General features: G+C 50.1%; 25 protein-coding genes. 13 read left to right on the forward strand and 12 right to left on the reverse strand.

Annotated elements, in window-relative coordinates; genetic code table 11:
- The 3 genes from HOK28_08675 to HOK28_08685 all read left to right on the forward strand — a co-directional run.
- Positions 1–1,160: hypothetical protein (locus HOK28_08675; protein ID MBT6433150.1), on the forward strand; the 1,160-nt coding region annotated here is incomplete at its 5' end.
- 101 nt (positions 1,161–1,261) lie between these two features.
- Positions 1,262–2,023 (forward strand): TetR/AcrR family transcriptional regulator, encoded by a 762-nt coding sequence (locus HOK28_08680; protein ID MBT6433151.1) that lies wholly within the window; start codon positions 1,262–1,264, stop codon positions 2,021–2,023.
- The gene (locus HOK28_08685) at positions 2,005–2,550 is read left to right on the forward strand and encodes a sterol desaturase family protein (protein MBT6433152.1); all 546 of its coding nucleotides are present in this window, start codon (positions 2,005–2,007) and stop codon (positions 2,548–2,550) included. Before HOK28_08680 ends, HOK28_08685 begins: the two co-directional genes overlap by 19 nt.
- On the opposite strand, the gene HOK28_08690 is transcribed toward HOK28_08685, so the two are convergent.
- A complete protein-coding gene (locus tag HOK28_08690) occupies positions 2,542–5,787 on the reverse strand; it encodes an AAA family ATPase (GenBank protein ID MBT6433153.1) in 3,246 nt (1,081 codons plus the stop codon). The genes HOK28_08685 and HOK28_08690 overlap by 9 nt on opposite strands.
- A gap of 204 nt (positions 5,788–5,991) precedes the next feature.
- Between HOK28_08690 and HOK28_08695 the strand changes: the two genes are divergently transcribed.
- Positions 5,992–7,848 (forward strand): tetratricopeptide repeat protein, encoded by a 1,857-nt coding sequence (locus tag HOK28_08695; protein ID MBT6433154.1) that lies wholly within the window; start codon positions 5,992–5,994, stop codon positions 7,846–7,848.
- A 485-nt stretch (positions 7,849–8,333) separates the two neighbouring features.
- A complete protein-coding gene (locus HOK28_08700) occupies positions 8,334–8,684 on the forward strand; it encodes a hypothetical protein (GenBank protein ID MBT6433155.1) in 351 nt (116 codons plus the stop codon).
- On the opposite strand, the gene HOK28_08705 is transcribed toward HOK28_08700, so the two are convergent.
- The 3 genes from HOK28_08705 to HOK28_08715 form a co-directional block, all read right to left on the reverse strand.
- Positions 8,681–9,298, reverse strand: a complete 618-nt coding sequence (locus HOK28_08705) for a MarC family protein (protein ID MBT6433156.1) — start codon at positions 9,296–9,298, stop codon at positions 8,681–8,683. The genes HOK28_08700 and HOK28_08705 overlap by 4 nt on opposite strands.
- Positions 9,299–9,469: 171 nt before the next feature.
- A complete protein-coding gene (locus HOK28_08710) occupies positions 9,470–9,994 on the reverse strand; it encodes a hypothetical protein (protein MBT6433157.1) in 525 nt (174 codons plus the stop codon).
- A gap of 132 nt (positions 9,995–10,126) precedes the next feature.
- Entirely contained in the window at positions 10,127–10,699 is a 573-nt protein-coding gene (locus HOK28_08715; GenBank protein ID MBT6433158.1) for a hypothetical protein, read from the reverse strand.
- An 87-nt stretch (positions 10,700–10,786) separates the two neighbouring features.
- Here HOK28_08715 and HOK28_08720 point away from each other — a divergent pair, with 87 nt between their 5' ends.
- A complete protein-coding gene (locus HOK28_08720) occupies positions 10,787–12,619 on the forward strand; it encodes a peptide transporter (GenBank protein MBT6433159.1) in 1,833 nt (610 codons plus the stop codon).
- Between the two features lie 5 nt (positions 12,620–12,624).
- Positions 12,625–13,167 (forward strand): hypothetical protein, encoded by a 543-nt coding sequence (locus tag HOK28_08725; protein MBT6433160.1) that lies wholly within the window; start codon positions 12,625–12,627, stop codon positions 13,165–13,167.
- On the opposite strand, the gene HOK28_08730 is transcribed toward HOK28_08725, so the two are convergent.
- The 4 genes from HOK28_08730 to HOK28_08745 form a co-directional block, all read right to left on the reverse strand.
- Positions 13,164–14,567 carry a class I SAM-dependent methyltransferase gene (locus tag HOK28_08730; protein MBT6433161.1) on the reverse strand — a complete coding sequence of 468 codons (1,404 nt, stop codon included), beginning with the start codon at positions 14,565–14,567 and terminating at the stop codon, positions 13,164–13,166. The two genes, HOK28_08725 and HOK28_08730, sit on opposite strands and share 4 nt — an antisense overlap.
- A 125-nt stretch (positions 14,568–14,692) precedes the next feature.
- Positions 14,693–15,223 (reverse strand): molybdenum cofactor biosynthesis protein B, encoded by a 531-nt coding sequence (moaB, locus tag HOK28_08735; GenBank protein MBT6433162.1) that lies wholly within the window; start codon positions 15,221–15,223, stop codon positions 14,693–14,695.
- Positions 15,224–15,226: 3 nt separating this feature from the next.
- A complete protein-coding gene (locus tag HOK28_08740; protein ID MBT6433163.1) occupies positions 15,227–17,389 on the reverse strand; it encodes a molybdopterin-dependent oxidoreductase in 2,163 nt (720 codons plus the stop codon).
- The gene (locus tag HOK28_08745; GenBank protein MBT6433164.1) at positions 17,389–18,555 is read right to left on the reverse strand and encodes a hypothetical protein; all 1,167 of its coding nucleotides are present in this window, start codon (positions 18,553–18,555) and stop codon (positions 17,389–17,391) included. Before HOK28_08745 ends, HOK28_08740 begins: the two co-directional genes overlap by 1 nt.
- Positions 18,556–18,712: 157 nt before the next feature.
- Here HOK28_08745 and HOK28_08750 point away from each other — a divergent pair, with 157 nt between their 5' ends.
- Genes HOK28_08750 through HOK28_08760 form a run of 3 tightly spaced genes read left to right on the forward strand, consistent with a single transcriptional unit; the run spans position 18,713 to position 20,149 of the window.
- Positions 18,713–19,300: an RNA polymerase sigma factor gene (locus HOK28_08750; protein ID MBT6433165.1), complete on the forward strand. Its 588-nt coding sequence runs from the start codon at positions 18,713–18,715 to the stop codon at positions 19,298–19,300.
- On the forward strand, positions 19,297–19,659 hold the full coding sequence (locus tag HOK28_08755) for a hypothetical protein (protein MBT6433166.1): 363 nt from the start codon (positions 19,297–19,299) through the stop codon (positions 19,657–19,659). Before HOK28_08750 ends, HOK28_08755 begins: the two co-directional genes overlap by 4 nt.
- A gap of 28 nt (positions 19,660–19,687) precedes the next feature.
- On the forward strand, positions 19,688–20,149 hold the full coding sequence (locus HOK28_08760; GenBank protein ID MBT6433167.1) for a periplasmic heavy metal sensor: 462 nt from the start codon (positions 19,688–19,690) through the stop codon (positions 20,147–20,149).
- Here HOK28_08760 and HOK28_08765 read toward each other — a convergent pair whose 3' ends face one another.
- The 4 genes from HOK28_08765 to HOK28_08780 all read right to left on the reverse strand — a co-directional run bounded on the left by HOK28_08765 (position 20,150) and on the right by HOK28_08780 (position 23,767).
- Positions 20,150–21,370 carry a hypothetical protein gene (locus HOK28_08765; GenBank protein ID MBT6433168.1) on the reverse strand — a complete coding sequence of 407 codons (1,221 nt, stop codon included), beginning with the start codon at positions 21,368–21,370 and terminating at the stop codon, positions 20,150–20,152.
- 43 nt (positions 21,371–21,413) lie between these two features.
- Positions 21,414–22,202: a MerR family transcriptional regulator gene (locus tag HOK28_08770; GenBank protein MBT6433169.1), complete on the reverse strand. Its 789-nt coding sequence runs from the start codon at positions 22,200–22,202 to the stop codon at positions 21,414–21,416.
- 242 nt (positions 22,203–22,444) lie between these two features.
- A complete protein-coding gene (locus tag HOK28_08775) occupies positions 22,445–22,780 on the reverse strand; it encodes a PilZ domain-containing protein (GenBank protein ID MBT6433170.1) in 336 nt (111 codons plus the stop codon).
- A 117-nt stretch (positions 22,781–22,897) separates the two neighbouring features.
- Complete coding sequence (locus HOK28_08780) at positions 22,898–23,767, reverse strand: EamA family transporter (GenBank protein ID MBT6433171.1); 870 nt, start codon at positions 23,765–23,767, stop codon at positions 22,898–22,900.
- Positions 23,768–23,874: 107 nt separating this feature from the next.
- Between HOK28_08780 and HOK28_08785 the strand changes: the two genes are divergently transcribed.
- The 3 genes from HOK28_08785 (at position 23,875) to HOK28_08795 (ending at position 25,693) form a co-directional block, all read left to right on the forward strand.
- The gene (locus HOK28_08785) at positions 23,875–24,264 is read left to right on the forward strand and encodes a PilZ domain-containing protein (protein MBT6433172.1); all 390 of its coding nucleotides are present in this window, start codon (positions 23,875–23,877) and stop codon (positions 24,262–24,264) included.
- Between the two features lie 135 nt (positions 24,265–24,399).
- A complete protein-coding gene (locus HOK28_08790) occupies positions 24,400–25,377 on the forward strand; it encodes a hypothetical protein (GenBank protein ID MBT6433173.1) in 978 nt (325 codons plus the stop codon).
- 10 nt (positions 25,378–25,387) lie between these two features.
- Complete coding sequence (locus HOK28_08795; protein MBT6433174.1) at positions 25,388–25,693, forward strand: DUF493 domain-containing protein; 306 nt, start codon at positions 25,388–25,390, stop codon at positions 25,691–25,693.

Consider the following 25,693-nt stretch of genomic DNA (forward strand, 5'->3'; position numbering starts at 1 on the left):
CAGTGCATGAATTAACCTCGTCTGAACAAGTTGCACCGGAGCTTGCTCAAGCTCTTAATCCCGATTTATTGGCAGCACTGGATACCGTCCCTCGTCTCGCGGTTCTTTCGCAACACGATATCCAAGCCTACCTTGAAAAGAACCCCGCTCTTCAACCGAAGGACTGTGAACCCGACGCATGTTTTTTCGAGGTCAGTAATAACTTCGAATCCGAATTACTTTTAACCGCAACCTTGGGCCGCATAGGTAGAAAATGGGTCGCAAGCCTCACACTGACCCATCTTGAATCCAATCAAGTTATTCGCCAGGCAACCGGAGCACGCACTGGAGACAACTCAACAGCGAAGGATGCCATTCTCAATGCCGTAAGAAATCTTTTTCGAGAGGAACTCCCAGCAAAGCTTCAAGGCCCCGGCTCTTTGTCTAGACTTGGGTTTCAAGCCGCCACGCTTGGATTCGCAAAAAGAGTCAGGCAACCGGACCAACCACTGAAACGGTACCGTAAGAGCATCATATTGGATCTGGTAGCAACGGAGCTTGAATTCGACGTGGCTCCAAAAATCGACATCCTCGACAATATTTCGAGAAATGAAATTGCCGCACTCAAACTTGAATCCTTTTTGGCTCCCACCCGTGAGAATTACTTCCACTACCTCAGGGCTGAGCAAACCTGGCGAGCTTTGCGTGAAGATCTCAACCGCGTCCGTGAGATTAGGGCCCGTGCCCGCACTCTAGGTATCAAGCCAACCGCACGTCCCCTACGCTTCGAAACCCCCGCACCCGTTGAGTGGCCAGCCCAAACCGAGATCGACGCCTATGTGGCCGCTGCCACCCCAATCATGCAAGTGATCGAAACCCTTATCCAAGGCTGGCAAACCGGGGACGAAAAACTCATGGGCAGTGTTTACAGCGCGGCACACCCAACAGCTTTGAGTTATCGAATTGGACTCCGAGGCGATCAATCAGCCGCGTCTAACAAACTCTTTAGAGCTATCCCGTTTCATAACCTTTCCGCACGTATGCTTGAGGCAGCCATCGAGGCTCACGCACGTGGAGAACTCCTGATATATCTTGCTGAACTCGAACAAAACGCCGTTAAAGCGGCCAGTAGGGTCTTCCTCATCCAAGACAACGGAAGCTGGAAAATCAGACACTGGTAAGCCGAAGTTCAGTCTTATAAACCAACGATTTTCATAAACACTTAAAAACAATGAGTTTTTTTACGATTGACAAAAAAGTGAACATTGTTTATTTAATAAACATGACTCACCCAATAGACCGGCGAAGCCGCAAGAGACAAGAGCGCACACAGCTTATTCTCGCCACGGCACAAACCATTCTCCTCAATGAAGGGCTGGAGGCCGTCACGGTCCACCGTATTGCTCGGGAGCTGGATCTCACGGTTGGAGCACTTTACCGCTACTTTCCGTCCAAGCAGGCCATGCTGACCGCCTTAGGGGAAGATATCGTTCGCAGTGTCACATCGTCGCTGGGCCAAATCGCCGACATTTACGAGGCAAGTGTTCAAGACTCTCAGGCTGCCTCACCCCTCACTCCCGTGTTGGTTATTTCACGCGCCTTTATAGAAATGGCAGAGAGCTCACCAGCGCGATACCGCATGGTCGACCTCATGCTCGTCGATCCACGAAGCATGGTTCCCGAAGAGGACCGCCCAATGGTCCTTCACACTCTTTTTGAAATGCTTGGCCGAGTGGAACAACTCCTTAAACAGTCCACTGCGGAGCATCTCATTTCGGCGGGCCAGCCCCGCGAACGCACCATCGTACTTTGGAGTGCACTTCTCGGCATCAACTCCATGTTGAAAATGCGCAGACTCTACCCTGAACAAGTACCAGCAAAAAACCTCGGGGAAGATACCATCACCGCACTCTTCGTTGCCTGGGGCTGCGATGCCTCCGTATTTAAAAATCATTTCAACGAAGCAACCGCATTTTTAGAAAACCTAAAAACCGAATCAAACTCTACCCATGAAGGAGATCTCTTATGGCGCTCACTATCTTAATCGCTTTCTCGTTGGGCCTGCTCACCTGGACTTTCACTGAATACGCAATGCACAACTGGGTTGGCCATAAAGCCAAGGGTAAGAATGCATTCTCCAAAGAGCATCTCAAGCATCACCGACTCGGCAACTATTTTACACCTTGGGCCGGCAAAACCTTGAGAACCGTTGTTGTCCTCTCAAAAATCTTTGCAATCACCCTCTTTATATTTGGGACAGTAATTGCTGCAGCATTCACGATTGGGTTTGCGGTCGGATATGCATGGTACGAATATTTACACTGGAGCCTGCACGTCAACCCGCCTCGCCACAGCTATGGGAGATGGGCGCGTCGCCACCATTTCCACCACCACTTTGAAAATCCCAAAATGAATCACGGCGTAACCACGCCGCTTTGGGATATCATTTTCGGAACCCATCAAGCACCAGCAACCATTCGGGTTCCAAAGAAAATAGTGATGCCATGGCTTATCGATCCGGTTAGCCGAACCGTCTACGGAGAGTACGTCGCAGATTTTAAATTACGTTGATTTTACTTTAAGGCGACCCACAAGGCCTTCGTAGTTTTGGTCAAACTCACTGATACCATAGTGGTCCATGTGAGCCTTGACCGCGCTTAAAGTGGTGTGAGCGGAAACCTTGTAGTCCTGCTTATCCGAACCACCGCTTTTCTCAAAGAGTTCAATAAAGCACTCGACTTGATTAAGTTGACCAATGCTCATCATCCGGGCGTCCCCCAATCTCGTCCAGAGATGAACCACTCTTCCAAAGACCACAGATGCCTTGAGCCAATCTCCCGTCAGTGCCGCTACACATGCAAGATTCCCATCTGAATGAGCGAGTAATTCAACTTTAGAGCCAACTTCTCGTAACTCTTTCGCCTTTTGATACATCGTCTGCGCGGTATCGAGTTCTTTTTTCCCGAGACTAATCGTTCCGATGGTATCGTAGTGGCGCGCCAATGCCTCAGCCATCGATGAGCCCTCAATCTCTAAGCCCTCGTATTGAGAAATGATGGACCTCGATATTTTCAATGCCTCGTCTTCCTGCTCCATTTCTCGAAGCGCCCAAGCAATCGACCCCTGAATATCAATCCGAGTGCATGGTGCAGATCCTGCATCGGAAAACCGAGAATATGCTTCCCGGTAAGCTACAATCGCCTGTTCAGGCGCGCCTCGTGTACGATAAACGTCGCCTCGCACTTTGTGTAGCTCTGCAGCAAACTTTTCAAGTTCCGACTCTTGTTCCCCATCTCGCTTCTCGGGCAATTGAAGCAGCTGAAAACCACAATCTATGGCAGCCATCGACTCATCAAGCTCACCTTGATGATAACAAACCCGTGCCCTTGCCTTATAATACCGAACACGTTTCGAACGCTCAGCAATACGCCCAATACTCTCCCCGGAATAAACATCCAATATATCTTGAATCTCGTCTAATAGATCCATTGCCTCTTGAAGAGAATATTCATCAAGACGACTCTCAGCTCCCAATAAAAAACAAGTCACTGCACAATCAGGTTTGTCTCCTAATTTATAGTGGCGCCCAAGTAGAGCTTGCTCAATATTCATATTAACCAGGCTGAGCGAGTGACCCACCGATTCATGAATCCGTTTACGCTCTCGTTGAACCAATGAGTCATAACAGACCTGTTGAAAAATCTCACTTTGAAAACGGTACTCCACGGCTCCTTCGAGCACCGATGAGCCGCGGCGGTGAAGCACCCCCGCTACCCGCAGCGACTGTAAGGCCCGCTGGATTTTGTATTCAGCGATGAGATCTGCGCAAACCTGAACCATCAACCTGTCCCAAAAAACTCGGCCTACCACCGCAGCTCTTTGCAATAAGATTCGCTGAACAGGGCTCATTGCATCCAACTCTGCCTGAAGAGCGCCATGGATCGTTGGGGGTAGAACCATATCTTCTGGTTTCTCTGATACGATTGCCCAGGTGCCTAGTTCAGCATCGATAGCAAGCAGTCCCAGAGCCTGAAGAGAGCGTAGATGCTCTAGAACATAGAGCGGCCGGCCCTCAGCTTGGCCAACGATCCACTCCGCAACCCAAGCAGGAACCTCTCCCGCTGGCGAGAGGATTTCTTGAACCATTCTCGTAATGAAAACATCTTCCAGCGGTATCATTTCCAATAAACCGACCTTTGAGCCCTCAAAGAGTAACCTTGCTGATTCTTGATTTTCAGTGTTCGTCTGCATTTCCCAGCACACAAGGGTACGGGCTTTATCTCCCTGATCTCCAAGGAGGTATCTTACAAATTCTTGCATAGACTCGTCGGCTAGATGAGCATCCGCCACCACCAACACACACACAGTGTCCTCTGCTATAGCCTTGAAGAGATGCGTCAACGCCCTAAACAAAGCCTTGCGGGTCAAGTTGGTCGCATTGCCGCTCTCATGGAAGACATCGTTACCAGCGAAAAAGTTGTCCAAAAGTTCCAAGCCGGCGCCACTGATCGTTTCAGGGCCGGCCACCGCTAAGGATGATGAGCCAAGTAATGTGTGGATACCATTGCCGACTGACTCAAACTGAGTTTCCAGATAACTTTCCAAACCCTGACGAATCGGGGCCATAAAAAGATTAACGCTGCGCGTGCACCGACCATACACAATCCTTGCGCCGTGACGCTCCGATGCTACCCGTGAGAATTCGGTAACCATCCGGCTCTTTCCTGAGCCAAGAGTACCCGCAACCTTCACAAGATGAGCTGTTGAAACACTGGCTACAGTTTCTAGAGAATCCAGCAATAGATCGAGTTCGCCATCGCGTCCCAAAAACGGTACAGCCTGGCCCTCGAAAAAATCAGCCATATCGGCGATTTTCATTTCACGTTCTCGAACCACATAAAATGCTTGAACAGGTTTCGACTTGCCCTTCACATCGAAGGTACCTGCGTCCTCTGTCACATAAGAGTTCAATATAGAGCGCTGCGTATTGGATGCCACAAGAACTCGGCCGCGCTCACATGCCGACTCCAGGCGACTCGCAAGATTAACCGCATCTCCCATCACCGTATAATCGCGATGCCCTTGGCCTCCCACAAAACCAGCCACCACCATACCGGTATTGAGCCCAACGCGAATCTCTAGCTTGCTGCCTATTTCCTTTTCAAACCGCTTCGACAACTTACCCACTTCACACTGGAGCTCCAAAGCAGACCGAACAGCCCTTTCAGCATCATCTCCGTAAGAACGGGGTGCTCCGAAAAGAGCCATCAAACAATCACCGATGTATTTGTCGATGGTTCCGCCGTTTTTCACAACAACATCAGTCATGGCGTCAAAGACGGTATTCATGATGTCGCTTACTTCGTCAGGCTCAAGTCGTTCTGACAATTCTGTGAAACCAGAGATGTCGGCAAACAACATGGTAACAACCCGCTTCTCAGATGCTTTTTCGCTCCCAATCGGTAATTTAGAAATTTGGTTATTCTTAGTTGGGGAAATGAAGTCCCGAGCCGCTTGGCCCTGAACGCCGCCATCTGCCGCTACACCCTCGTCATTTCTAACCAGATGAATCCCAGAGTCCCCGGGTCTGACGATCTGCTGAACCGAGGCCACAGGAACCACATCCGAGGCGTGCTCTGAGTTATCAAAACCGCATCCACACTGATCGCAAAAACTTCCACGGGCCGGAGTGGGTAAACTGCAGGATTCACAGATACGCAGAGGCCAGACAGGGACACCACAGGCGTGGCAAAACCTAGCATTATGGCGAATATTCATCTCGCAGGCTGTACATTGGTCCAACATCATTGCGAGTTCAGCCTATCACGATCTCATAGACCAGAGCTAAGCCAACAGGCGACTCGCCGCACTGCGGCATACGTCTAGAAGCCTCTTTGTCCACCGGGTCAATAAAACACCGCTGGATCTGAACTTTCAAACTAAATACTGTGAAACGAGACACGATGCTCCGGATTAGAAGCCGGTCCATGTACTTGAGAAGGGACGCATTTTTTGCTGATTGTCCACGTTGAACCGCCGTACTACGCGAGCCAGGAAGCTGAACAACACGTCTACCGAACCGAACAACCGTGCCGGTCGATCGGCGCTCTTGCGAATACTTATATCGCCAGTGGTTCATTTCTCACACCCGCCATCCAAACGATGATGTGGAGTGCTGACCTTCTCATTCTCTGCGATACCTCTGATGCTGACTACCTGCCGATATTGGCCCACAGGCGCGCTCGAGGCTTACCTACAATATTCGAAATCAACAGTAATATCTCCGTGGCCCAACCTTGGATTCGAGGCGGGGTTTTGGACCCAAGAGAACAAAGTACCTACTACCAATTGGCCAGTCAGGCAGAAACGCTTATTTTCGCGACCTCGGCGCTCGCGGAAAATTTTGAGCACTTGGCCACCCACTGCGAGATTCTTCCAAGCCAACTCCGGGAAACCTTCGAAGCACCAAGCCCGCCCAATAAAGCAGCAAACGATGGCAACCAAAAAATTAGAATTGGATGGGGCGGCTCTAGAGGGCAGCGCGAAGACATTATCTACGCACTGCCTGCCTTAAGGCGCATTCTCGAAAATCATCCGGAGGCCACTTTGGCTATTATGGCCAACCCTGCAATCGAACATCACTTTGCCAATATCCCGTCCAACCAACTCGAATTCCACATGCCGGGAGCACTGGAGGAATACGTTTCATTCTTAAAAGGTTTGGATATTGGAATCGCTCCGCTTCTGCCTTCTGAATTCAACCATTGTCGTCATGATGTTAAATTTCTCGAGTATGCAGCAACCTCAACCGTTCCCGTTTGCTCCAACCTGCCGGTTTATCGTAACTCCATTAAGCATGGTGATACCGGACTGCTCTTTGATTCTGAACAGAACTTAGAGGTTGAGCTGGAGAAGCTGCTCACCAATAAGGCCTCGATTAATAAGATTGCCAGCAACGCTTATCATCATGTCCAACAGCACCGCATGGAGTCACAGCATGCACACAAACGCATGGAGATTTACGAAGAAGCTTGTAGTCGGGCACGGATGCTCGATACCAGCAGCGGCCGCCGCGATAGCTTTATGACGGCCTATGAGAGTCACGAAGAAGCCCCAACCTACCCCAAGACACGCTACCGCAAGATCAAATATGGACGCATGGAAAAGCTACTCTACAACGGGCAAGCAAGCATCACCTCAGACTTAGCTGAGCGTATTCACAACTTGGAACGCGCCCGCGACTTAGAGCCTGAATTTTACTTGCCTCATTTATGGCTCGGGAAAAACTACCCAGAGCCTGACCAAGCAGCTCAAGCACTGCGACAGGCGCGGGAACTAAGCCGAAAATCCTGCAGCGTTTATTTTGAATTGGCAAAAGTATTTGAGGAAGCTGGCGACATAGATCTTGCTCGTCGCACAATGAGACAGTCCGTGGAGAATGCTCCAACATACGCTGTCGGCTTAGACCTGCTAGCAGATTATGCCCTATTGGAAAGCGAACTCATCGCAGCCGAGCGGCTTCGTCAAAGGGCGCTGGAAGCCAACCCTTGGTACCGAGTGCCGGCCCGTAAGCTTGCCCAAGCTGCCTGGGACGAAGGGCGTATGGAGGTTGCGCGTAAGTTACTCCAAGAAAACATCGAACACTCACAGCCCATTTGGACAGACCACTATCTACTGGGGCAAATCTATGCCTCCGAGCACCGCTACGAAAATGCCGTCAAACATCTTGAAAAAGCTCAAGACCTTGAACCCGATTCCAGAGAGATCCTCACAACTTTGAGCCGGGTTTATCTCGCACTTGGAAAACCGGCCGAGGCTAAACTCATTATGGCAAAACTCAAACAATCACCTCGGCGCAATGTGAAGTAGGTGCTCGGCTCATCACGGTTCGCTCAAGCGAACTTCGGATTCTTTCGAACTCTACCGTTTTGAGTTCACGATCTTTAAATCAGAGACAGAAAAACACACTCTAAACCTAAAAAGATCACAGGGCTAAAACAGGGTCATGATAAACCCAATAACGACATGCACTTACACCCGCTCCTGGGTTTAACCCAAGAGGATTCAAGCCCGATCCCTGGCAAACCCTCCAAAAACAAAAGTGCGTTAAACCCCAATTATTAAACGATTTTTTAAGAAATGGGGTTTTCAGTACTCACGGGCTGTGACATCCGCCCTTCCGATAGAGGGAAAAATAAAAATACAAATATCGCCCCGGTAAGCGTCAAACTTTTGAGGCCCGGAGCAACCGAATAATTGGTAGCACTTAAGCCTCAGCGCAGAGAGGAAAGGTGTTGAAACCAGAGGGTGCCCCCCCAACGGAAACAACATCTCATTTACCGAGGACCGAAGATATGAACGTCGCAAGCAATCCCATTTTGGGGGAGGCTCACCTCCCTGAGTGTCAAGAAGAGTTCGTTAATACCATGGCTGCATTGTCAGGTATCCCTACAGGAGAACGCATCACGCGCTCAGCATTTAATGTTGATACGACAGGTGTGAACCAAAACCTAAGAGGATACAGCGCAAATCGCTCGGTGAACGAAGTGCAAGAAGTGAACAAGCTCGATTCAAACAGCCTTCTGGAGATGGCTGGCTTGAAGAAGCGCCGACGCATTCAGATGGCAGGCGCCCTTGCCGCAACGACCGCAGCGTTAACTGCGGCCGGTACGCTTTTGAGCCTTTTTCCTTTAGTTCTCGCTTAAGCAAGAAAAGCGAGAGTCCCGTCGGCGACATATTGCACAGCCAAGGCTGCTAGCAATACGCCTAGGATTCGGGTCACCACGTTGATGCCAGTGGTACCAAGAACTTTAGCAATTCTCTCGGCCAGCCTCAGAGCGGCCCAACACAACACTAAAACAATGGTCGTGCAGGCCAGTACAATGCCTGACCCCAAGGGATGCAACAACGCACCCTCACCGGCCAAAATCATAACACTTGCCATCGCACCCGGACCTGCCATGAGCGGAATTGCTAAAGGAAAGATACTGATGTCTTCCTTAGCCATCGCTTCGGCCTGCTCTTCTTCAGTTTCTCGCTCACGCTGAGCAAAAACCATATCAACGGCTATCTTAAACAAGAGTAACCCACCGGCGATTCTGAAAGCACTTAATGAGATTCCCAAAGTCGCCAGAAGTTTTCCACCGATTAAAGTAAACGACCACAATACGATTCCCGCAGCCATGGTTGAGCGGCGCGCAACCTGGCGATGGTCATCAGGGCCTAAGGAACCACTCACTCCCAAATACATCGGAACCAATGCAATCGGATCCATTACAACCAACAATGTCAAAAAGCTCTTAATCGCTAACGCTTCCATTACAAGCCTCCACGTTATTAGGAGATGGCAAATGCCACCCTAAGTCCACAAAAACCGCAAAACTGTCTCATTGAGAACAAATTTCGCTTCACTTCGTTTGATACGAATAATCAAGATCACAGGAATGTGATCTATCTTTTCAATTAGGGTCTAATGCTATTGGTTGGCTTCTCAAAATGGGAAGCTTACACCGATCTGAGCACCTGCACGGCCAACATGGCGATAACCAAGTTCAACCCGCAAATCTACGCCCTGACCCAAATGCCAATAAATGCCAGCTATTCCGCCGCCATCTGGCTCAAAAATATCTGCACCAAGCCCGATGACCAAGCCTGTGCGCGCGCCTACATATGCTGTGAGTTCCTCGAGAATATGAAAATTCCACTTCACGCCAGCAGCAGGCTCTAAAAACAAATAATCTGCGTCGCCTTTGAAATACCAAGCAACGTAACCGCCAAGTTCGAGATCGAAAGAATCGTTAAGTCCGGGAACGAATCCGTCATGCAACACGGGCATCACGAACCAGCCTGCGCCGCCAACAACATGGTTACTGACTGAACCCAAAATATCGAATCGCATATCTCTCTCAAGAGAAACATTATCCTGAATAATGGGCTGCACCTTGGCAGATACGAGGGCAGGCATACACAGGCAAATCACGGCTGCCAACACATAAAAAACAGTCTTATTGCTCATAACCTCAAACTCCGATCGCAGGTCCCTACCCTTAACCCGCTATAGCGAAAGCATTCACTCTCTGCCACACCCCTTGGACACGCAACATTAAAAAATACGGCAAAAAATGTTTAAATAGCTTGTTTAACTGCACTATTTCTTCGTCAGCCAACCATCGGCCAATGCTTCGGCCGCCTTGATAGTGGGGGCCCCCGATTTATTTCTTACTTCATGTCCATACTCTTCAAAGCCTTTAAGGCCTTGTACCAAGATACGAAGCTCTGAGCCCTGGGCACTTTGGCCCCGCACAGTCACCGCACAAGTATAACCGATAAGAGCTGCGAAAGGCCGGCCATCACGCATTCGCCAAGTAAGCTTTTTAATCTGCTGACCGGCTTCGCATCGAATCACGGCTGCAGAAAAAGCAGCCCCCGTGTTTTCCAGCGTAAGTTGTTCACCCATCGGTGTCTTATAAATCACCGCTTGGTATCCTTCAGGGCCAGTACAGGTTTTTATTTGAGATGGTCCTGCGGCTGAGACACTGCAGTCTCGAATCATATCGACATTCACAGAGCTTCGTGGGGTCGCCGCGACCGCACCAACCGGTAACAAAAGAAACACCGCGAAAGACATCAAGCCACGTATCATAGGACTCTCCTGGATATGAAACATCAACATGCCGCACTGCGCAATGTTGTTCATGGAATACTCTATCAATTTCAACATCTTGGCTACTCTTTGGGCAGCTTGCAAGACGAGAAATCAAACTGTATCTAGCCGGCCGTAGAAGCACCAGAACCAGGGAGCAAGGCAATGCCAGAAGGCGTACACGCGCGTGCAGTCAAAGATGCGATGGTCGAACCCTATCGCGAAATGACAGCTGCAGCATTCATACTCGGGGTCATTCAAGGAATCATTCTTAATCTCGCGTTTGTATACGCGGCACTTAAACTTGGATTCTCGATTGGTGGCTCAACCGTTGCGTCCATCATGGGTTACGCGTTGCTACGGGGTGTTCTTGGTAAAGGCACCATGATTGAAAACAACATCAACCAAACCATTGCCTCTGGTATCAACACCGCAGGTACGGGTGTTGTCTTTACACTTCCCGCACTCTTCATGCTGGACGCAAAATGGAGAGCCGAGGGGCTGCCTGGAATCGAGTTCGATGCTCTGCCGCTCATCATTGGCGGAATCTCCGGTGCTATCCTCGGGGTCGTTCTAATCATCCCTCTTCGCAAGCAAATGATTGACCTTGACCGATTGCGATTCCCGTCCGGTGTTGCGGTCTCAACGATTATCCGCTCCGGCTCATCAGGCATTGAGAAAGCCAAACTGCTGGGCATAGGCTTCGCCATCAGCGCTGCTTGGAAGCTCGTGATGGTTTCTGGGGCATTGGATGCACCCGGCATTCTTTCACATGAAGAGCTCAATATCAGTTTTGGCGTTATTCCTGATTACCTCTCTCCCGTCATTTATCTTTCGCTTATGAACCTCGCCGCCGGTCTTCTTTCTGGCCGAGGTGGTCTCCCATTTTTCGTTGGGGGTGTTATCGCTTGGTGGGTTGTCGCTCCCATCGCCTACAACATGGGCTGGACACCGCCCAATATTCCCACGGACCTTCTCGCCAACTTCACCGCTGGTGCCATCTCTGATGGAACGCCAGCCTTTGGCGCCCTCTACGGAAAAATGATTCGCCCTCTGGGCATCGGTGCATTGATTGGAGGCGCCTTGATGGGCGTTGTGGTCAGCTTTCCCGCTATTAAGAGCGCCATTCGCTCGCTCTCAACCGCTGCTAAAACCGCAAAGGCTGGTGGTAGCAAAGTTGGAACCGATGAATTGCCCCTCAACGTTCTAATCGCCGGCACCATTGGCGCGGTAGTTCTTTTCTTCATTGCGTCCATTCTGACTCCCGGCGTAAGCGTCCCACAGGCATTGCTTGCCTCTGTTGTGGGAACCATCTGGCTAGGCCTTGCCGGGCTTATCGTCGCCCAAGCAACTGGTATGACAGACATCTCCCCTATGAGCGGGATGGCTCTTATCAGCGTGACGCTGATGATGTTCCTCCTCAACGGAAACATTGCAGGCGCCATGGTCGTTGGTGTTGCGGTATGTGTCGCCATCGGACAAGGCGCAGATATGATGCAGGATCTTAAGACCGGTTTTCTGATTGGCGGGCGTCCTATCAAGCAACAGATTGCACAATTTTGTGTTACCTGGATTGGAGCTGTCCTTGCACTTGGAGCCATCTACGTGCTCTGGACCAATGGCCCAGGTGGACAAGGCGGATTTGGCGAGGGCACTGCTCTTCCAGCTCCCCAAGCCGGCGCACTGATGGGAATCATCGATGCTGTGCAAAGCGGCAATGTGCCTACCGACAAATACGTCATGGGCGGTATTGTAGGTGCACTGCTAGGAGCAGCTCCCATGAGTGGACTCGGCGTCTTGATTGGACTTGCAATGTACCTGCCATTTTCTATCACGCTTGGTTACGGCGTCGGTTGCCTGACCAACATGTACATCATGAAGAAAAAGGGCTCAGCCTTTGTTGAACATAAACTTGTTCCACTCGCCGCTGGATTAATTGTGGGAGAAGCCCTCTTGGGCATCGGACACGCAGCCTTCGAAATCTTCACAGGAGCTTGAGCATTATGACTACTGAATCACAATCATCGCGTTCATTCGGACCGTACATTTTTGCGGCAGGCATTCTTGTGGCAATTGCCGGCAGCGCAAAGCTTCCTCTGGAACGTGGCCAATTCCCCGACACGCTACCCGTGTTTATTGTCGGAGCAGTTGCCGCAGCCATCGGAATCTATTTATGGCGCAGGCAAATCAAAATCGAGCAGGACCAGCCTGATAATGACCCCAATGCCGTCAACCCGTTTGAGCGGCTCGAAAGCATTCAAGCCCCTCTCGCAGACCTTGGTTCAGACGCTAACGGTTTAACCACCGCCCAGCTCTGTGACCGCGTAGACGCTATTCTTCAAGAATATGTCGTTCCCTTTGCGATCGCTCGCAATAAGGTCGTCGAGAAGCTGGGGATGGACAAGGGCGCTGAACTTTTGGTTGTTGTGGCCTACGGCGAGCGCATGCTTAACCGTGCCTGGTCTGCAGCAGCAGATGAACACGCACCAGAATCAATTTCTTCAATACTAGAAGCAATAGAGGCTTTTAAAGAAGTGGCGCCTTAAGCGACGTTGTTCCGAGCCGCATATTGAGACGAGACACGGCCCTGCATCTCTTGATAGGTTGGATAAGCAGGCACAGATTCATGCCGTAACCTCAGCCATTCGATCTCCGAACAAACATTGTAGATCCCAAGAAAACTCTGAGTAAGATCTTCTTGTGATGGAGCGAAGCCCCGTGCACGAAAGTCCTCGCAGACCATTTCAAAAATGGTTTTCAATGACCGCTCGCCATCAATGTACTTCATGATTCGGCCGGTCAACGGGGTATTCGTAATCGCTATAGTCAGCCCCGTAGGATGCCGCACGACGTACTGCTCACCTGGATTACTTTCTAACCAACTACAGGTTTCCCCAAGGTTAAGCTCGGTAAACACGGGTTCCCCTCCGCAATGACAATCACTGAAAAATGGAACCATCTCTAAATCGAGAGGGCTTGCCTGTGTGTCACTTTGATACGAGCAATAAAAAGAATGGAGACCAATCTTGGAACTTACGAGTTCCGCGACCGCCTGTCTTTTTGGCAGTGTAAACTTCATCACACGGTCTAATAGATTTTCATCTTTAATATAAAGTTCAGGTCGATACTGAATCTTCTCGCCCATGGTAGCGTTGAAGTTTGTGAAACCATTCATTTCCAAACCGCAAGTATTGAGCCACTCGTATACTTCCGCCACGGTGTAAGCTCTATCCTGCGAATGCAGAAAAGTATCATACAAGTTGATAGGGTCATTAAAGAAGCCTTCAAGGTGGCGCTGCCGGTGAATACCGTGGCCAAGAAAAAACGTCTCCGGCAACGATTTCATTGCCGCCATTGTATTTTCAATTTTTTGCTCAGGTGCCTCTTTGTCATCGTTGATAAGCCCCATCATTTCCTGAACGTGATAGTAGGAAGCGCGGCCGTACTTGCCATAAACCATGAGGCCCATTGCACCGTCTGGTTTAAGCACAGAGCGCAACGCCATGAGGCCTGCTGTTGGATTTTCAAGGTGGTGCAGCACTCCAGTACAGTTGATGTAGTCAAACTGACCAATACCCATCGTTGGAACATCTAAGAGCGACCCAGAGATCCAGTTGATATTGGTAAGCCCACGAACTTCTGCACGCTTTTGGGCGACTTCTCGCGAGGCCTTACTTAAGTCCACATAATAAATTTCGGCGTTCATCTCTCGCAATTGTTCAGCTAAAAAAACAACGGCGTGCCCCGTGCCACCTCCAGCCACCAATACGCGAAAGTTGTCTCTGAAATCTTTTTTTCCACCGAAACAATAGTGGTTGATATTTTGGAGCATGTCCTGCGGCATCACCTGCAGTCGCCACGTATCGTCGTACGCCTCCACGGTTGGGAAAGGATAATCCTCATATTGCTGCTTAACGTCGGGAAGATAATTCGTACTGTCGTTCATGGAAGCCCTCCACCTCACTCGCTATCGCCAAACCACCACGCCTCGACGCGGCAGCACCACAAAAATGTATCGACGTTATCGGGTAATTCTTGAAGGAAAAAAGAGTGAAGACCGCTAAAGTTTGATCACATCTCCAGAAGACGTGGCAAAATCTCGACAAGGTTGCAGGGGCGAAATCGGTTATCTAATTGATATTGTAGTATTTTATCCCATCCATCGCGGCAAGCGCCCGGTGAACCGGGCAGCGCAAATAAATAAGTTCCACCGGCCACACCACCCGTTGCTCTACTTTGAAGGCTAGACGTTCCAATGGTTTCATAACTCTGTGCGCGAAAGAGCTCACCAAAACCAGGGATTTGCTTTTCATACACCGCAGCAAACGCTTCGGGCGTCACATCGCGACCTGTTAGCCCGGTACCACCGGTAGAAACCACAACATCAATAGCTTGGTCGGCAATACACTCCTTCAACGACTCTTCAATGGCGGCCTGCTCGTCACGAACAATCCTCTTAAACCGAACGGAATGACCTGAGTTCTCAATCCGCTCCACCAAGGTTTGCCCAGAGACATCATCAGCTTCGGTTCGCGTATCAGAGATAGTGAGGACAACGATGTTCAATGCGATAAACGGTTTTGATTCATCTAAGCCTGCCATTATTTAAACTCCAGCACGTTTCACTTCAACGGGCACTCCAGAGAAACCAGCGTTGCCGGTAAGACTGTCGAAGTGCTCTTCGTCCGTAAGGTCGTTGATGCTCACACCGGCATTCTTATTGGCCACGTCCAGGCTTGAGCCTTTCTTACCGTGACCAAAACCGTGTGGAATACTCACCACGCCTGGCATCATCGAATCTGTTTTTTCCATGGTTATCTCAAGGCTTCCAACCCGCGACTCTACAACAACGGTATCGCCGTCATCGACCCCACGCTCTTGAGCGTCATCGGGATGCATCAATAAGGTACAGCGGTTCTTTCCGCCCATTAGCCTCTTACTATTATGCAACCAAGAGTTATTGCTTCGCAGTTGGCGACGACCAATCAGAACCAATTCATTTTCGCTTTGCTCCGCATCCAGTAAAGAGCGCAGACGCTCCACATCGGCTACAATCACTTCTGGAGCTAAGTCGATAAGCTTATCTTCGGTGTAGAGACGTTCCGGCATACAGGGTTGTAATGGACCCAAATCCACACCACCACGGGTCTTTTTGACCTTGTCCAGGGTAAGCCCGTCACCAAGAGGATTAAGGCCTGCGCCATAGGCTCCGAATCGCAGCGCCATATCTAAAGCACGCGGCGGCCCACCCAATTGCTGAATCAACGAGAACATTTTACCCTGAGCCTGCTTCGCCTTACCCGGCCTCAAGGTCATCAAGCGCTTGCTGAGCTCAACAATAATTTCCCAGTCGGGCTTGGTGTTCCCATCTCTCTCAAAAAGAGGTTCACAGTATTTGACGGTGTTACGAACCGCGAAATTATGAAAAGCCAAACCAAAATGGTCTCGTTCCAGAGGGCTTACCGTCGGTAGAATAATATCGGCATGCCGCGTTGTTTCATTGAGATACATATCCACTGAAACCATGAATTCGAGTTGCTCCAAGGCTTTGTCTAAGCGCTTACCATTTGGAGTACTCAACACAGGATTGCCCGCCAACGTTACCAGCGCACGTATTTGACCTTTCCCGGGTGTATCAATCTCTTCAGCCATCACTGATACAGGCAGCTCGCCGCCAAATTCAGGTAAACCACTCACTCGGCTTTGCCAGAGATTAAAATGACCCAGGTTTCCACTTTTTCCTGCAAGATGCGCGAAGTCGACAGCTGGCTTGGTGAACATCACACCGCCGCGGCGATCTAGATTACCGGTAAGAATATTCAATACGTTGAGTAGCCATGCACTGAGGCCGCCAAACTTTTGCGTGCAGACACCCATGCGACCATAGATAGCCGCAGAGGGAGCATCACACACTTCCTGAATAATTCGCTCGATGGTTTCAGCGCCCAAGCCAACATGCTTAGAAACAGCCTCAGGTGTAAAGGGTTTACAAACCTCTCGCACCACATCGAGCCCTTTAACGTAGTTTGTCCATGGGCCATTCGAGACCAATTTTTTGGAAAACAACACATTCACCCAGGCCATCATTAACAAAGCGTCTGTGCCGGGTTTTACGAAATGGTGTTCATCGACCAAGCGCGCCGTTTCCGTTCGACGAGGATCAAAGAGGACCACTTTTCCACCGCGAGCCCGAATGGCCTTTAAGCGCTTGGGCATGTCGGGTGCCGTCATTAAGCTGCCATTCGAAGCGGCCGGGTTCCCTCCTAGAATCAACATATGATCGGTATGGTCAACATCCGGTACAGGAATAACCAACTGGTTACCAAACATGTAGAGCGCGGCAAACATGTGCGGAAGCTGGTCGGCTGATGTGGCCGAGAACCGGCTGCGTGCTCCTAGCGCCTTATGTAATACTTGGCTTGTCAGTATGCTTGCATAGTTGTGAGCGTTCGGGTTCCCCGCATAGACGGCAACAGCGCTTCGACCGTCCCGTTCTCGAACCTCGGTCAACTTCTCAGCCACGATATTCAAAGCGGTGTCCCAATCAATGGGAACAAAGCCGGACTCAGTTTTTTTCAAAGGCGTTCTCAGCCGATTGGGATCTGTATGCAGATCCTGCATCGCCACCCCTTTGGGGCAAAGATATCCCTTGCTTAGAACGTCATCTGCATCACCCCGAATAGAGACAACCTGGTTGTCTTCCACAGTTAACTCAAGTCCGCAGAGGGCTTCGCAAATACTACAGGTTCGGTAATGTTTCGTTTTCATTAGAGCAACACACAAGCAGAAAGGATACAGCGTTGTTCGGGCCGGCAATCGCCATCCACGTCACATCCACTGCACACGCCAAAGATACTGCAATCATGGACCTCGCGGCATTCATCATCTGAATCGCAGGTTCCATCTGCCGGATAACAGCTGCCGTCAAGCGGGTCACAAGCCTCCGTGGCTTCATCGCATTCAGCGGCTGAGCATGGATCTGAGCCCACCGGATTAGGAAGGCATGCTCCAAAAGTACAGGTCAAGCCGGGCTGACAATCCGTATCATCAGTACAACCGACACAAACCGTTCCCACGCATGTTCCCGTCACACAATCCGCGTCTGTCTCACATTGAAATTCTGGTGTACAAAACTGTGTAATGGCCGAGCAAAATTCTCCGTCAGGACAATCCGTATCTTCGCTGCAGTTCGGTTCGCAGATACCGGTTTGCCAATTACACGTTTGCCCTTCAGCGCATTCCATATTGATACAGTCACCGGCTGTACCAAGATCAGCTTCAACGCAAACACCTAAGATGCAGCGGGCATCGCCGGCACACATCAAGTCATCCAAGCAGCCAACACAAACACCAACCTGACACGTCATCAGCAGTGGGCAGTCGCCATCATCGCTGCAGACCGTGACCAATTCTCCGCTAAGCGGAACGCATGCGCCGTCGACGCAAGTTTCTCCAAACGAACAATCAAACACGCCGCCGCAACCACCATCTTCGATCGGAACACACTCTGACGAGGAGGCATCATCGGGGCAGGTGTAGCCATCAGGACAGTTCGCAGGATCACACGGACCGTCTGATGTTGTGTCTTCTTCGTCCTCGTCATCATCGCTTGAATCAGCGTCGGGCTCACACAAGTCCGAATCCTCATCACAGGTATAACCGGGAGGGCACTGGTCAAAAATACACCTTGGCACGCACTCTCCGTCGTCGTTGAGTGCTTGGCCCCATCCGCAATCATCATCTTCAGCATCGCTCTCTGAATCGTCTTCAGACCCGGACGATGAATCCGAATCATCCGTGTTTTCGTCTGTGGTCTCTTCAGAGCCTGCCGGGTCATATGGAGGCGCTACGCACGACACCACCAAACCCAATGCGCACAGGGTAAATATCAGCCAAATAAATTGTCGAACAAAGTCTTTGCGGCGATGCATCATCGTGAGCCTCCAGCGCTATTATCAGGTCGACAAAGCGTATACGCTACGCGTCAAACCGTCAATCAGGACATATTTTTACTTCGACTTTTCAACCACTTACGAATTAAATAGTTTTTTCCGTAAACCGAACTGATGTTTGAGGCATCTAACCTATGTCATGAGAATCAAAACCGAGAACATAGCTCATCCAGGCATCGCGACCGTATTTGAGTCACCGTCTGAAATCAGTCAGCAAGCCTGCTTCGACGAGCTTATCAAGCGCCATCATAGTCAGGCGCTTTCAACTGCCTGGCGCCTACTTGGAAACCATGACTCTTTGGCCGAAGATGCCGTTCAAACCGCCTTTCAAAAAGCATGGGGAAACTTTTCCCAACTCGAAAACCCCAAACGTCTCAAAAGTTGGTTTTTCCAAATTCTCGTCAACGAATGCCGGACAATTCAGCGTCGCCATAAAACACGAAAGCTTCTTCGTCAGATCTTTTTACCCAGCAGATCCGTTGAAATGCCTGATTCTACGGCCGACCACGGACTACAAAAACGTATTCACAAAGCCATGACCAAGCTCAGCCCTCGACAGCGCGAAGCATTTGTTTTGGTTCACCTCGAGGGATTCACGAATCAAGAAGCCGCTGACACTATGGGCTCCCCTCTCGGTACGCTCAAGAGTCACCTTCACCGAGCAACAGAGACTCTGCGCAAACAACTCCACGACATTAGACCCACGGAAGTCGAGAAAAAGTCATGACTCAGCCTGAACAAAGCGATGATGCCTGGATTGAGGCGATTGCTCAAAATTACAAGCATGAACCTGCCTCGCCTTTTGAGTTGAATACGATGGAGGCGAAAATACGCCGCGACCTTCAAAAAGGAGACCCGGGAGAACGAAATGTGTTTCCAGCATTTGCTGCTGTGTTCTCATTGCTTCTTCTCGTCGGGGCAATTGTCACTCAAACCAATCTATTCGAAGTCTCTGAACAACAATTAGCTGCAACGGTTCTAGATGAACCAACGGTTCAGCTCTTTTCAAACTACGACCCAGACAACGACCACGAAACTTATTTACCAGATGACTACATCACCATTTCACAGGTGATGTTTGACTAATACCCAGGCCCCGAAAGGATTCAGTTCAATGAACTCAAAATTATTTCTAACACTTGCTGCAGCATCTATGCTTTTCGTTTCTACCTCAGGCACAGCTTGGGCACGTGGGCATGGCGGTAAAGGCAACGCCATGGGGCCAGATCTTGAAAAGGTGGCCGCAGAGCTGGGTCTCGACTCAAGTACCGTTGCATCTATGAAAGAAATCCGGCGCGAAGCACGAGATGCCATCATGGAGATTAAATTCGAAGTTAAAAAGCTTAAAGTTGCCATGCACGATTCACTCGATGTCGAGCAACCCAACGAATCAGAGATCATGCGAATGGTTGAAGACATTGGTAAACTGGAAATCGAGATTCACAAGACACGTGTAAAGGCAATGCTTAAGGCTCGTGCTCATCTCACGCCGGAACAGCGCGATCAGTTTAAGGCGATGAAAAAAGATGCTCGTCGCAAGAACGGTAAGCGTAACAAGAGACGAGCAAATTTCTAATCAACGGGTGCGGATGCTCAAGATACCTTCTTGGGCATCGTCCTGTACTGGCTGACCTGCAATATAGGGGTCAAAGCCATTGTCTGCATTCAGATGCTTACCAAAAAATCCCACGATACTTCTTCTAGCGATTTCCTTCACAACATCATCACCTAAATCACCGCTTTGGCAGAATGAACAAAAGAGGCAATTGGGATTATCTAGAAAGTCCATGTGGCCTACTCCAAACAACTCAATCTCAATCGTCCCTGGGCGCGATGATTCAAAGAACTGACGAAAATTATCAGCTTCTGGTGCACAAGCTTGAAAAGAACCCGTTGAATCTAGCATCTCTCCTAAAATCAACACAGGTGCTTCAACATCCATCATACGATCTGGAGCAACCGGCTCATCGTCACTGTCCACAGGGTCCAGCGCCACTACTGCTCCAATACGTGCATCTTGAGAGGCTGCAAGCAGGCTTAGCTTTCCGCCGAGAGAATGTCCCACAAGCCCTACTTCACCATTCCAAGATGGGAAGTTACCGGCTCCTTCGGTTTCCAACCAGTCGATTAGTCCAGTTGTATCTGCAGCCAAGTTGCCATGGCTCATAAAGAAACCGCTCTCAGAGTATGTTTGTAAAATGGCGATGTATCCCCAGGATGCTAAATGAGCGCAGTAGCTCTCATACAGTTCACGACCCAATTGAAAGCCTGGCGATACCAAGACGATGGCATGCTCATTGCCCGTTGATGGCGTGCAGACAGTAGTGGTCATCACACGGCCATCAGCGCCGGGAAGCTCCACGCCGTCTTCGCGAGTTTGCTCATAATTGCCCGTATCAGCGATATTACCGTAGCTTGCCTGGTTATTTCCACCTTGGGAATCAGTGTCATCGCCGGTATCGGTATCGGTATCGGTATCGGTATCGGTCGTGTCGCTCGAATCTTGATTAGAATCGGTCGTATCGCCTGTGCTCTCACCGTTGTCCGAATTACCCGCGTCTTCATTGGTCGAACCATCATCGGTCGAGGGCTGAGTATCCTCACCCGCGGTCTCATCAGTACTCGAATCCGTGTTCTCGTCATCCATGCCGGCGTCATCTGCGCCAGCTGTATCATTTTGCTCTTCGCCAGCTTGCGTATTTTCTTGGTAGTTCTCAGCAGTTGAGCTTCCACAAGAAGAAGTAACTAACCCCAGTGCAAGCCACGAGGCTGCTACAACAATACATTTCAATTTCATCAATAATCCCTAAACCCATAAATTCAGTGCGCGCTATTTTATATTATTGAGGCGATGCCCCGCCCATAAGTTTCGTTACTTCTCGTAAGAGTAATTGCGAGCGAATTGCCAAAACGAGACGCTCGCTCAAAGCCGTTGCATTTCGTGCAACTTCATCAAAGGGTTGGTCCGGTAAATCCGCACCATCCAATACTCGCTCTCTGAATAATGAAAGTTCACGCTCGACCAGCGTTCCGATAGATTCGATGTATGGCTCTAGGATTTCCATCGGGAAAATATCGCCCATGCCAGCTTCCCGGGTCTCATGAATAATGCGAACCATGTCCAGGCCAACGCCCTCATAGATCCGCTCCCCGTTTTTATCGTGAGCTTCGGGTGTCATGCCCAGCTTATCGAGAATCGCCAGCTCATCTTCAGAAATTTCCAGTTTGAGAATCTCGCTGCGGCTCAACACATCGCCAGCCTCATCGGCATTACGGTCGAAGCGGCTTGCGGAGGTTGATTGCTCGATCACTTCACCTATGCGCCCCAACCGTCGTCGCATCTCAATATCGATGTCGTCGCGGATGTTTGCACTCGGTGCTGGCTCTAAGATTTCGCCAATCATTTTGAGAGGAAAGAAGTGATTGCTTTGTAAATCTTTAATCACTTTGACCCGCTCGGCGAGAACCGGATCGTACCAAGCCATGTTACGACTGGTTTTGAGCGCGGGCCCAGGAAGTAACCCTTCGGTCATATAATACTTAATCGTAGGCGTAGAAACGCCTGACATAGCAGCCAATTTTGAAATTTTGACCAATGAGGCCTTATCCACCGGGTTCGCCTGAGGCATGTCTTGTTTCTCCCAACACGTCGTAGAGTATCTGCCCAACACAGAAGTGGCAAGTTGAACCTTCCACTTTTCCGAAGGTCTTACTTTCCACTTCTCGATATAACAAGATTCGAACGCTGGGCAAAACTGTCCAGTCCTGATCGATAACCAAGATTCAAATTAGGTTCTTTTGTAAAGGAATTCTCGGAACAAGGGATTGGGAAAAAGAAGCCAGGAAACGATTAAGTCACTAATAAGATTAGCTATTTTATCTTTTCGAAGTAGGGACCCAGTTGCATTTGCGGAATCATAAATCGCAACGCCATCACACTGCCTTTTGAACTAGCATCAACCCGAATCACTCGCGCTGGCGTGCTAAACGGCATTGAGCCATCCTGAAGATCGATTTCCATCACGACCAAGGTGTCTTTGGTGTAACCACGCTCCACTAGACAGCTGATCCCACCATAGCCCAGGCTCAACGGCTTGAAAAATTGCTTTCCTGGAATCATTTCACGCACATTCACCGGGGCGGGATAGCGCTTATGAGCACGTCTTTCAGGGCCATGGTACTGCGTTACGGTCGCGTTATGTTGCACAACAATGCCTCACATCTTCACTGGCGCGTCCCTGCGCCATCAACTCAGAAGATAAGGGGCGTTAAGCAAGAGATCAAAAAACTCGCAAACTCAACAATCTGCAGTAAATCTAGGAACTTATGACTTTGGCTTCAGAGCAACGAAGAGACCGGCAATCACCAACAACCCGCCGATGATCTCCAAAGAGCTGGGGATCTGCACCAAAAAGACAAAAGCCAGGACCGCCGCGCCAATGGGTTCCAAGAGCGTCACCGCGGTGACTGTGGAAGCTGGTAAGAACTTCAGAACATAGTTGAGCCCGTTATGCCCAATCAGTTGCGGGCCTGCGACCAAAGCCGCCAACAAGAGACACTCTCGAAGGCCAAACCCCCAAAGAGGAGCCCCTGAGACCACAACCACGGGCAAAAGTGCCAATGCAGCAACGCCGCAGACCACCCACATATAGGGCATGACCGCCATGCGCTTGCGCACCTCACTGCCGATCACGAAATAGGCTGCGCCGCTTATTCCACCTAGAATAGCGAGCCCATCGCCCACCCATTGCCCTCCTCCACCGAAGCCATCGGTCATCACACCCACGCCTGGAATGGCAACCGCTAAACCCAGCCAGAACTGGCGTACCGGTGGCTTGCGTAAAACGCCCCACTCAATCAAACCGGCCCAAATCGGAGCAATCGTAACCAATAAGGTAGACCTCATCACCGGGATATAGCGTAAGGATGCGAACCACGTGGCAAAGTGGATTGCCAAGAATAACCCCGCCAGCGCCATGCGCCAAGCTTCACGCCATTGAACCTGGCGACAAAATGGTGCGAGGACGACGAATGAGCCCAGCATACGCCACCAAGCGATGACTCTGGCGTCCACCGTTTCATTCGATGCAACCAGGACCCCAGCTGAGCTAATCGTTGTGACCGCCACAAACAGGACGACAACCGCCCGCATGGGGACATTGGGCTCAACCGCTTTTTGGATATCATTCGACATAACAACCGTGTACCGAAGCGGGGCGCTAATGTGAAACCCATAAAACGACAGGCGTTCTCTAAACCTTTTATCGACCGAAATGGGAATCCTATGCTAGAATTTTAGCAGTGGATAAAAGAACAACCACAAGCGGAGCGGGGTTGATTTTGAAGTTGCCGTGGGACCGAGACAATCGCAGGAAATTCGAGCGTATCCGGGTGCTTGTGCCCTGTAAACTCATTGCTGGCGACAAGACATTTCTTGGTAAGACTTACGATATTGGACTTGGCGGTGCTAGGTTTGACGCAGGTCTAGAACCCGATCTTCCAAATCAAGTACTCGAAGACTTCGGCAACCTTCATCTGCTCTTGCCGGAAATAGAAATCGTTATTCACAGTAAGATCTTACGAGCTGCCTCAACTTTTGTCGCGCTTCAATTTACCACCGAGAACCCTACGGAGACGATGAAGATTCTCAAAGATTTCCTCGAAACTCAGGTAAGTTACATCAACCTCTAACTCACAGAGCTTTGCGCCACGCACCCAGAGGACACTCTTTGTTTGCTGCGCGTCGTATTTTCGAATTCTGCCGCGTTGCACCTGCAAGATCACTGTGTATATAGACCACGAAAGCTTCAGACCGCGAGAACGTCTATGACTCAAGTCCAAACATACCTCGATCAGTTCGCTGCCTTGGTGCCAAAGCACGGTGGGCCCATACCTTGGACCCTTTCTTTCGACTTTGGAAAACACGACCAACATATGGTTTTTGGTGCCATTACACATGGTAACGAGACCGGAAGCCTCCCCGGCTTCGTCCAAATGGCGCAAGCCCTGGCAAACGGTGAGTTTGAGTACGGCGGCCGCGTCACCCTGATGCTTGGAAATATCGAAGCCTGTAAAAAAGACCAACGCTTTCTTGAGGCCGATCTCAATCGAGTCTTCCTTGAGGAGGCTCCAGAGAGCCTCGAAAAGAAGCGGGCTTTTGAAATGATGGAAGTCCTCAACCAGGCCGACGTCTTCATCGATTTTCACCAAACCATCGAGCCATCTGAAAAACCGTTTTACATTTTCCCTTTTCATGAGTCTGGATACCAATGGGCTAAACTGCTCGGCGGTGGCACCAGCTTGATCACACGTGACTCCCGCCACGCTTTCTCCGCAGGTTGTGTTTGCGCGGATGAGTTCGCTCGCAACCGCGGTATTCCCGGCATCACATTGGAAATGGGCCAAAAGGGGATCACGGAAATTGCCAAAGAGCTTACATGGCAAACCATGGAACGCGCATTGAACGCATTGAATGCCGTCGCCGCGGGACAGAGCATCAAAGCACAACTCGAAAGCTCAAACCCGCCGGAATTTGAATTTATCGAAATTCAATATGCAGAAAGCTTCTCCGGGCCCGGTAGCCAGCTTGAACCAGGCCTTCTCAACTTTACCTGGGTTGAAAAATCCCAAGTGATTGGTAAGCACGACGACGGGTCCGATATGGTAGTGCCGCAAGCGGGTTACTTGGTCTTTCCAAAGTATCCACAGCGTGACGAGCATGGCATTGTTATCGGCCGAGCGCCGGGACAAATCTATAATCTTGCAGTAAAAATGGATGAACATCCATTAATTGCATTTGCGTAAAGAGCAACACGTGACGACAAAATCCATAAAACCAATCAGCGTACCCTCTATTGAGGCCCTCGAAACAGCGCACTCGTTTCCGGCCCAGTACCTCATCAAGATTATTGGTCCTGATACTGAAGCCTTTCGCGCCGATGCGAAAACAATCTGCGTGAAACACTTGGGACCCGATGCACAAATCGAAACGAGTGAGCGCCAAAGTAAAACCGGTCAACACTTGGCATTAACACTCAGGTTTCAAGTTGCTACCCCACTGCTGGTCCAAGAAATTTATAAAAACCTAGCTCAACTCACCGGACTTAAGTTTATAATTTAG

It is taken from the genome of Deltaproteobacteria bacterium (assembly GCA_018668695.1).
GTDB lineage: Bacteria > Myxococcota > XYA12-FULL-58-9 > XYA12-FULL-58-9 > JABJBS01 > JABJBS01.

Coding starts and splice junctions, on each gene's coding strand:
- HOK28_08680 (MBT6433151.1), top strand. CDS start 1,262: ATGACTCACCCAATAGACCGGCGAAGCCGCAAGAGACAAGAGCGCACA.
- HOK28_08685 (MBT6433152.1), top strand. CDS start 2,005: ATGGCGCTCACTATCTTAATCGCTTTCTCGTTGGGCCTGCTCACCTGG.
- HOK28_08690 (MBT6433153.1), bottom strand. CDS start 5,787: ATGATGTTGGACCAATGTACAGCCTGCGAGATGAATATTCGCCATAAT.
- HOK28_08700 (MBT6433155.1), top strand. CDS start 8,334: ATGAACGTCGCAAGCAATCCCATTTTGGGGGAGGCTCACCTCCCTGAG.
- HOK28_08705 (MBT6433156.1), bottom strand. CDS start 9,298: ATGGAAGCGTTAGCGATTAAGAGCTTTTTGACATTGTTGGTTGTAATG.
- HOK28_08710 (MBT6433157.1), bottom strand. CDS start 9,994: ATGAGCAATAAGACTGTTTTTTATGTGTTGGCAGCCGTGATTTGCCTG.
- HOK28_08715 (MBT6433158.1), bottom strand. CDS start 10,699: ATGTTGAAATTGATAGAGTATTCCATGAACAACATTGCGCAGTGCGGC.
- HOK28_08720 (MBT6433159.1), top strand. CDS start 10,787: ATGCCAGAAGGCGTACACGCGCGTGCAGTCAAAGATGCGATGGTCGAA.
- HOK28_08725 (MBT6433160.1), top strand. CDS start 12,625: ATGACTACTGAATCACAATCATCGCGTTCATTCGGACCGTACATTTTT.
- HOK28_08730 (MBT6433161.1), bottom strand. CDS start 14,567: ATGAACGACAGTACGAATTATCTTCCCGACGTTAAGCAGCAATATGAG.
- moaB (MBT6433162.1), bottom strand. CDS start 15,223: ATGGCAGGCTTAGATGAATCAAAACCGTTTATCGCATTGAACATCGTT.
- HOK28_08740 (MBT6433163.1), bottom strand. CDS start 17,389: ATGAAAACGAAACATTACCGAACCTGTAGTATTTGCGAAGCCCTCTGC.
- HOK28_08745 (MBT6433164.1), bottom strand. CDS start 18,555: ATGATGCATCGCCGCAAAGACTTTGTTCGACAATTTATTTGGCTGATA.
- HOK28_08750 (MBT6433165.1), top strand. CDS start 18,713: ATGAGAATCAAAACCGAGAACATAGCTCATCCAGGCATCGCGACCGTA.
- HOK28_08755 (MBT6433166.1), top strand. CDS start 19,297: ATGACTCAGCCTGAACAAAGCGATGATGCCTGGATTGAGGCGATTGCT.
- HOK28_08760 (MBT6433167.1), top strand. CDS start 19,688: ATGAACTCAAAATTATTTCTAACACTTGCTGCAGCATCTATGCTTTTC.
- HOK28_08765 (MBT6433168.1), bottom strand. CDS start 21,370: ATGAAATTGAAATGTATTGTTGTAGCAGCCTCGTGGCTTGCACTGGGG.
- HOK28_08770 (MBT6433169.1), bottom strand. CDS start 22,202: ATGCCTCAGGCGAACCCGGTGGATAAGGCCTCATTGGTCAAAATTTCA.
- HOK28_08780 (MBT6433171.1), bottom strand. CDS start 23,767: ATGTCGAATGATATCCAAAAAGCGGTTGAGCCCAATGTCCCCATGCGG.
- HOK28_08790 (MBT6433173.1), top strand. CDS start 24,400: ATGACTCAAGTCCAAACATACCTCGATCAGTTCGCTGCCTTGGTGCCA.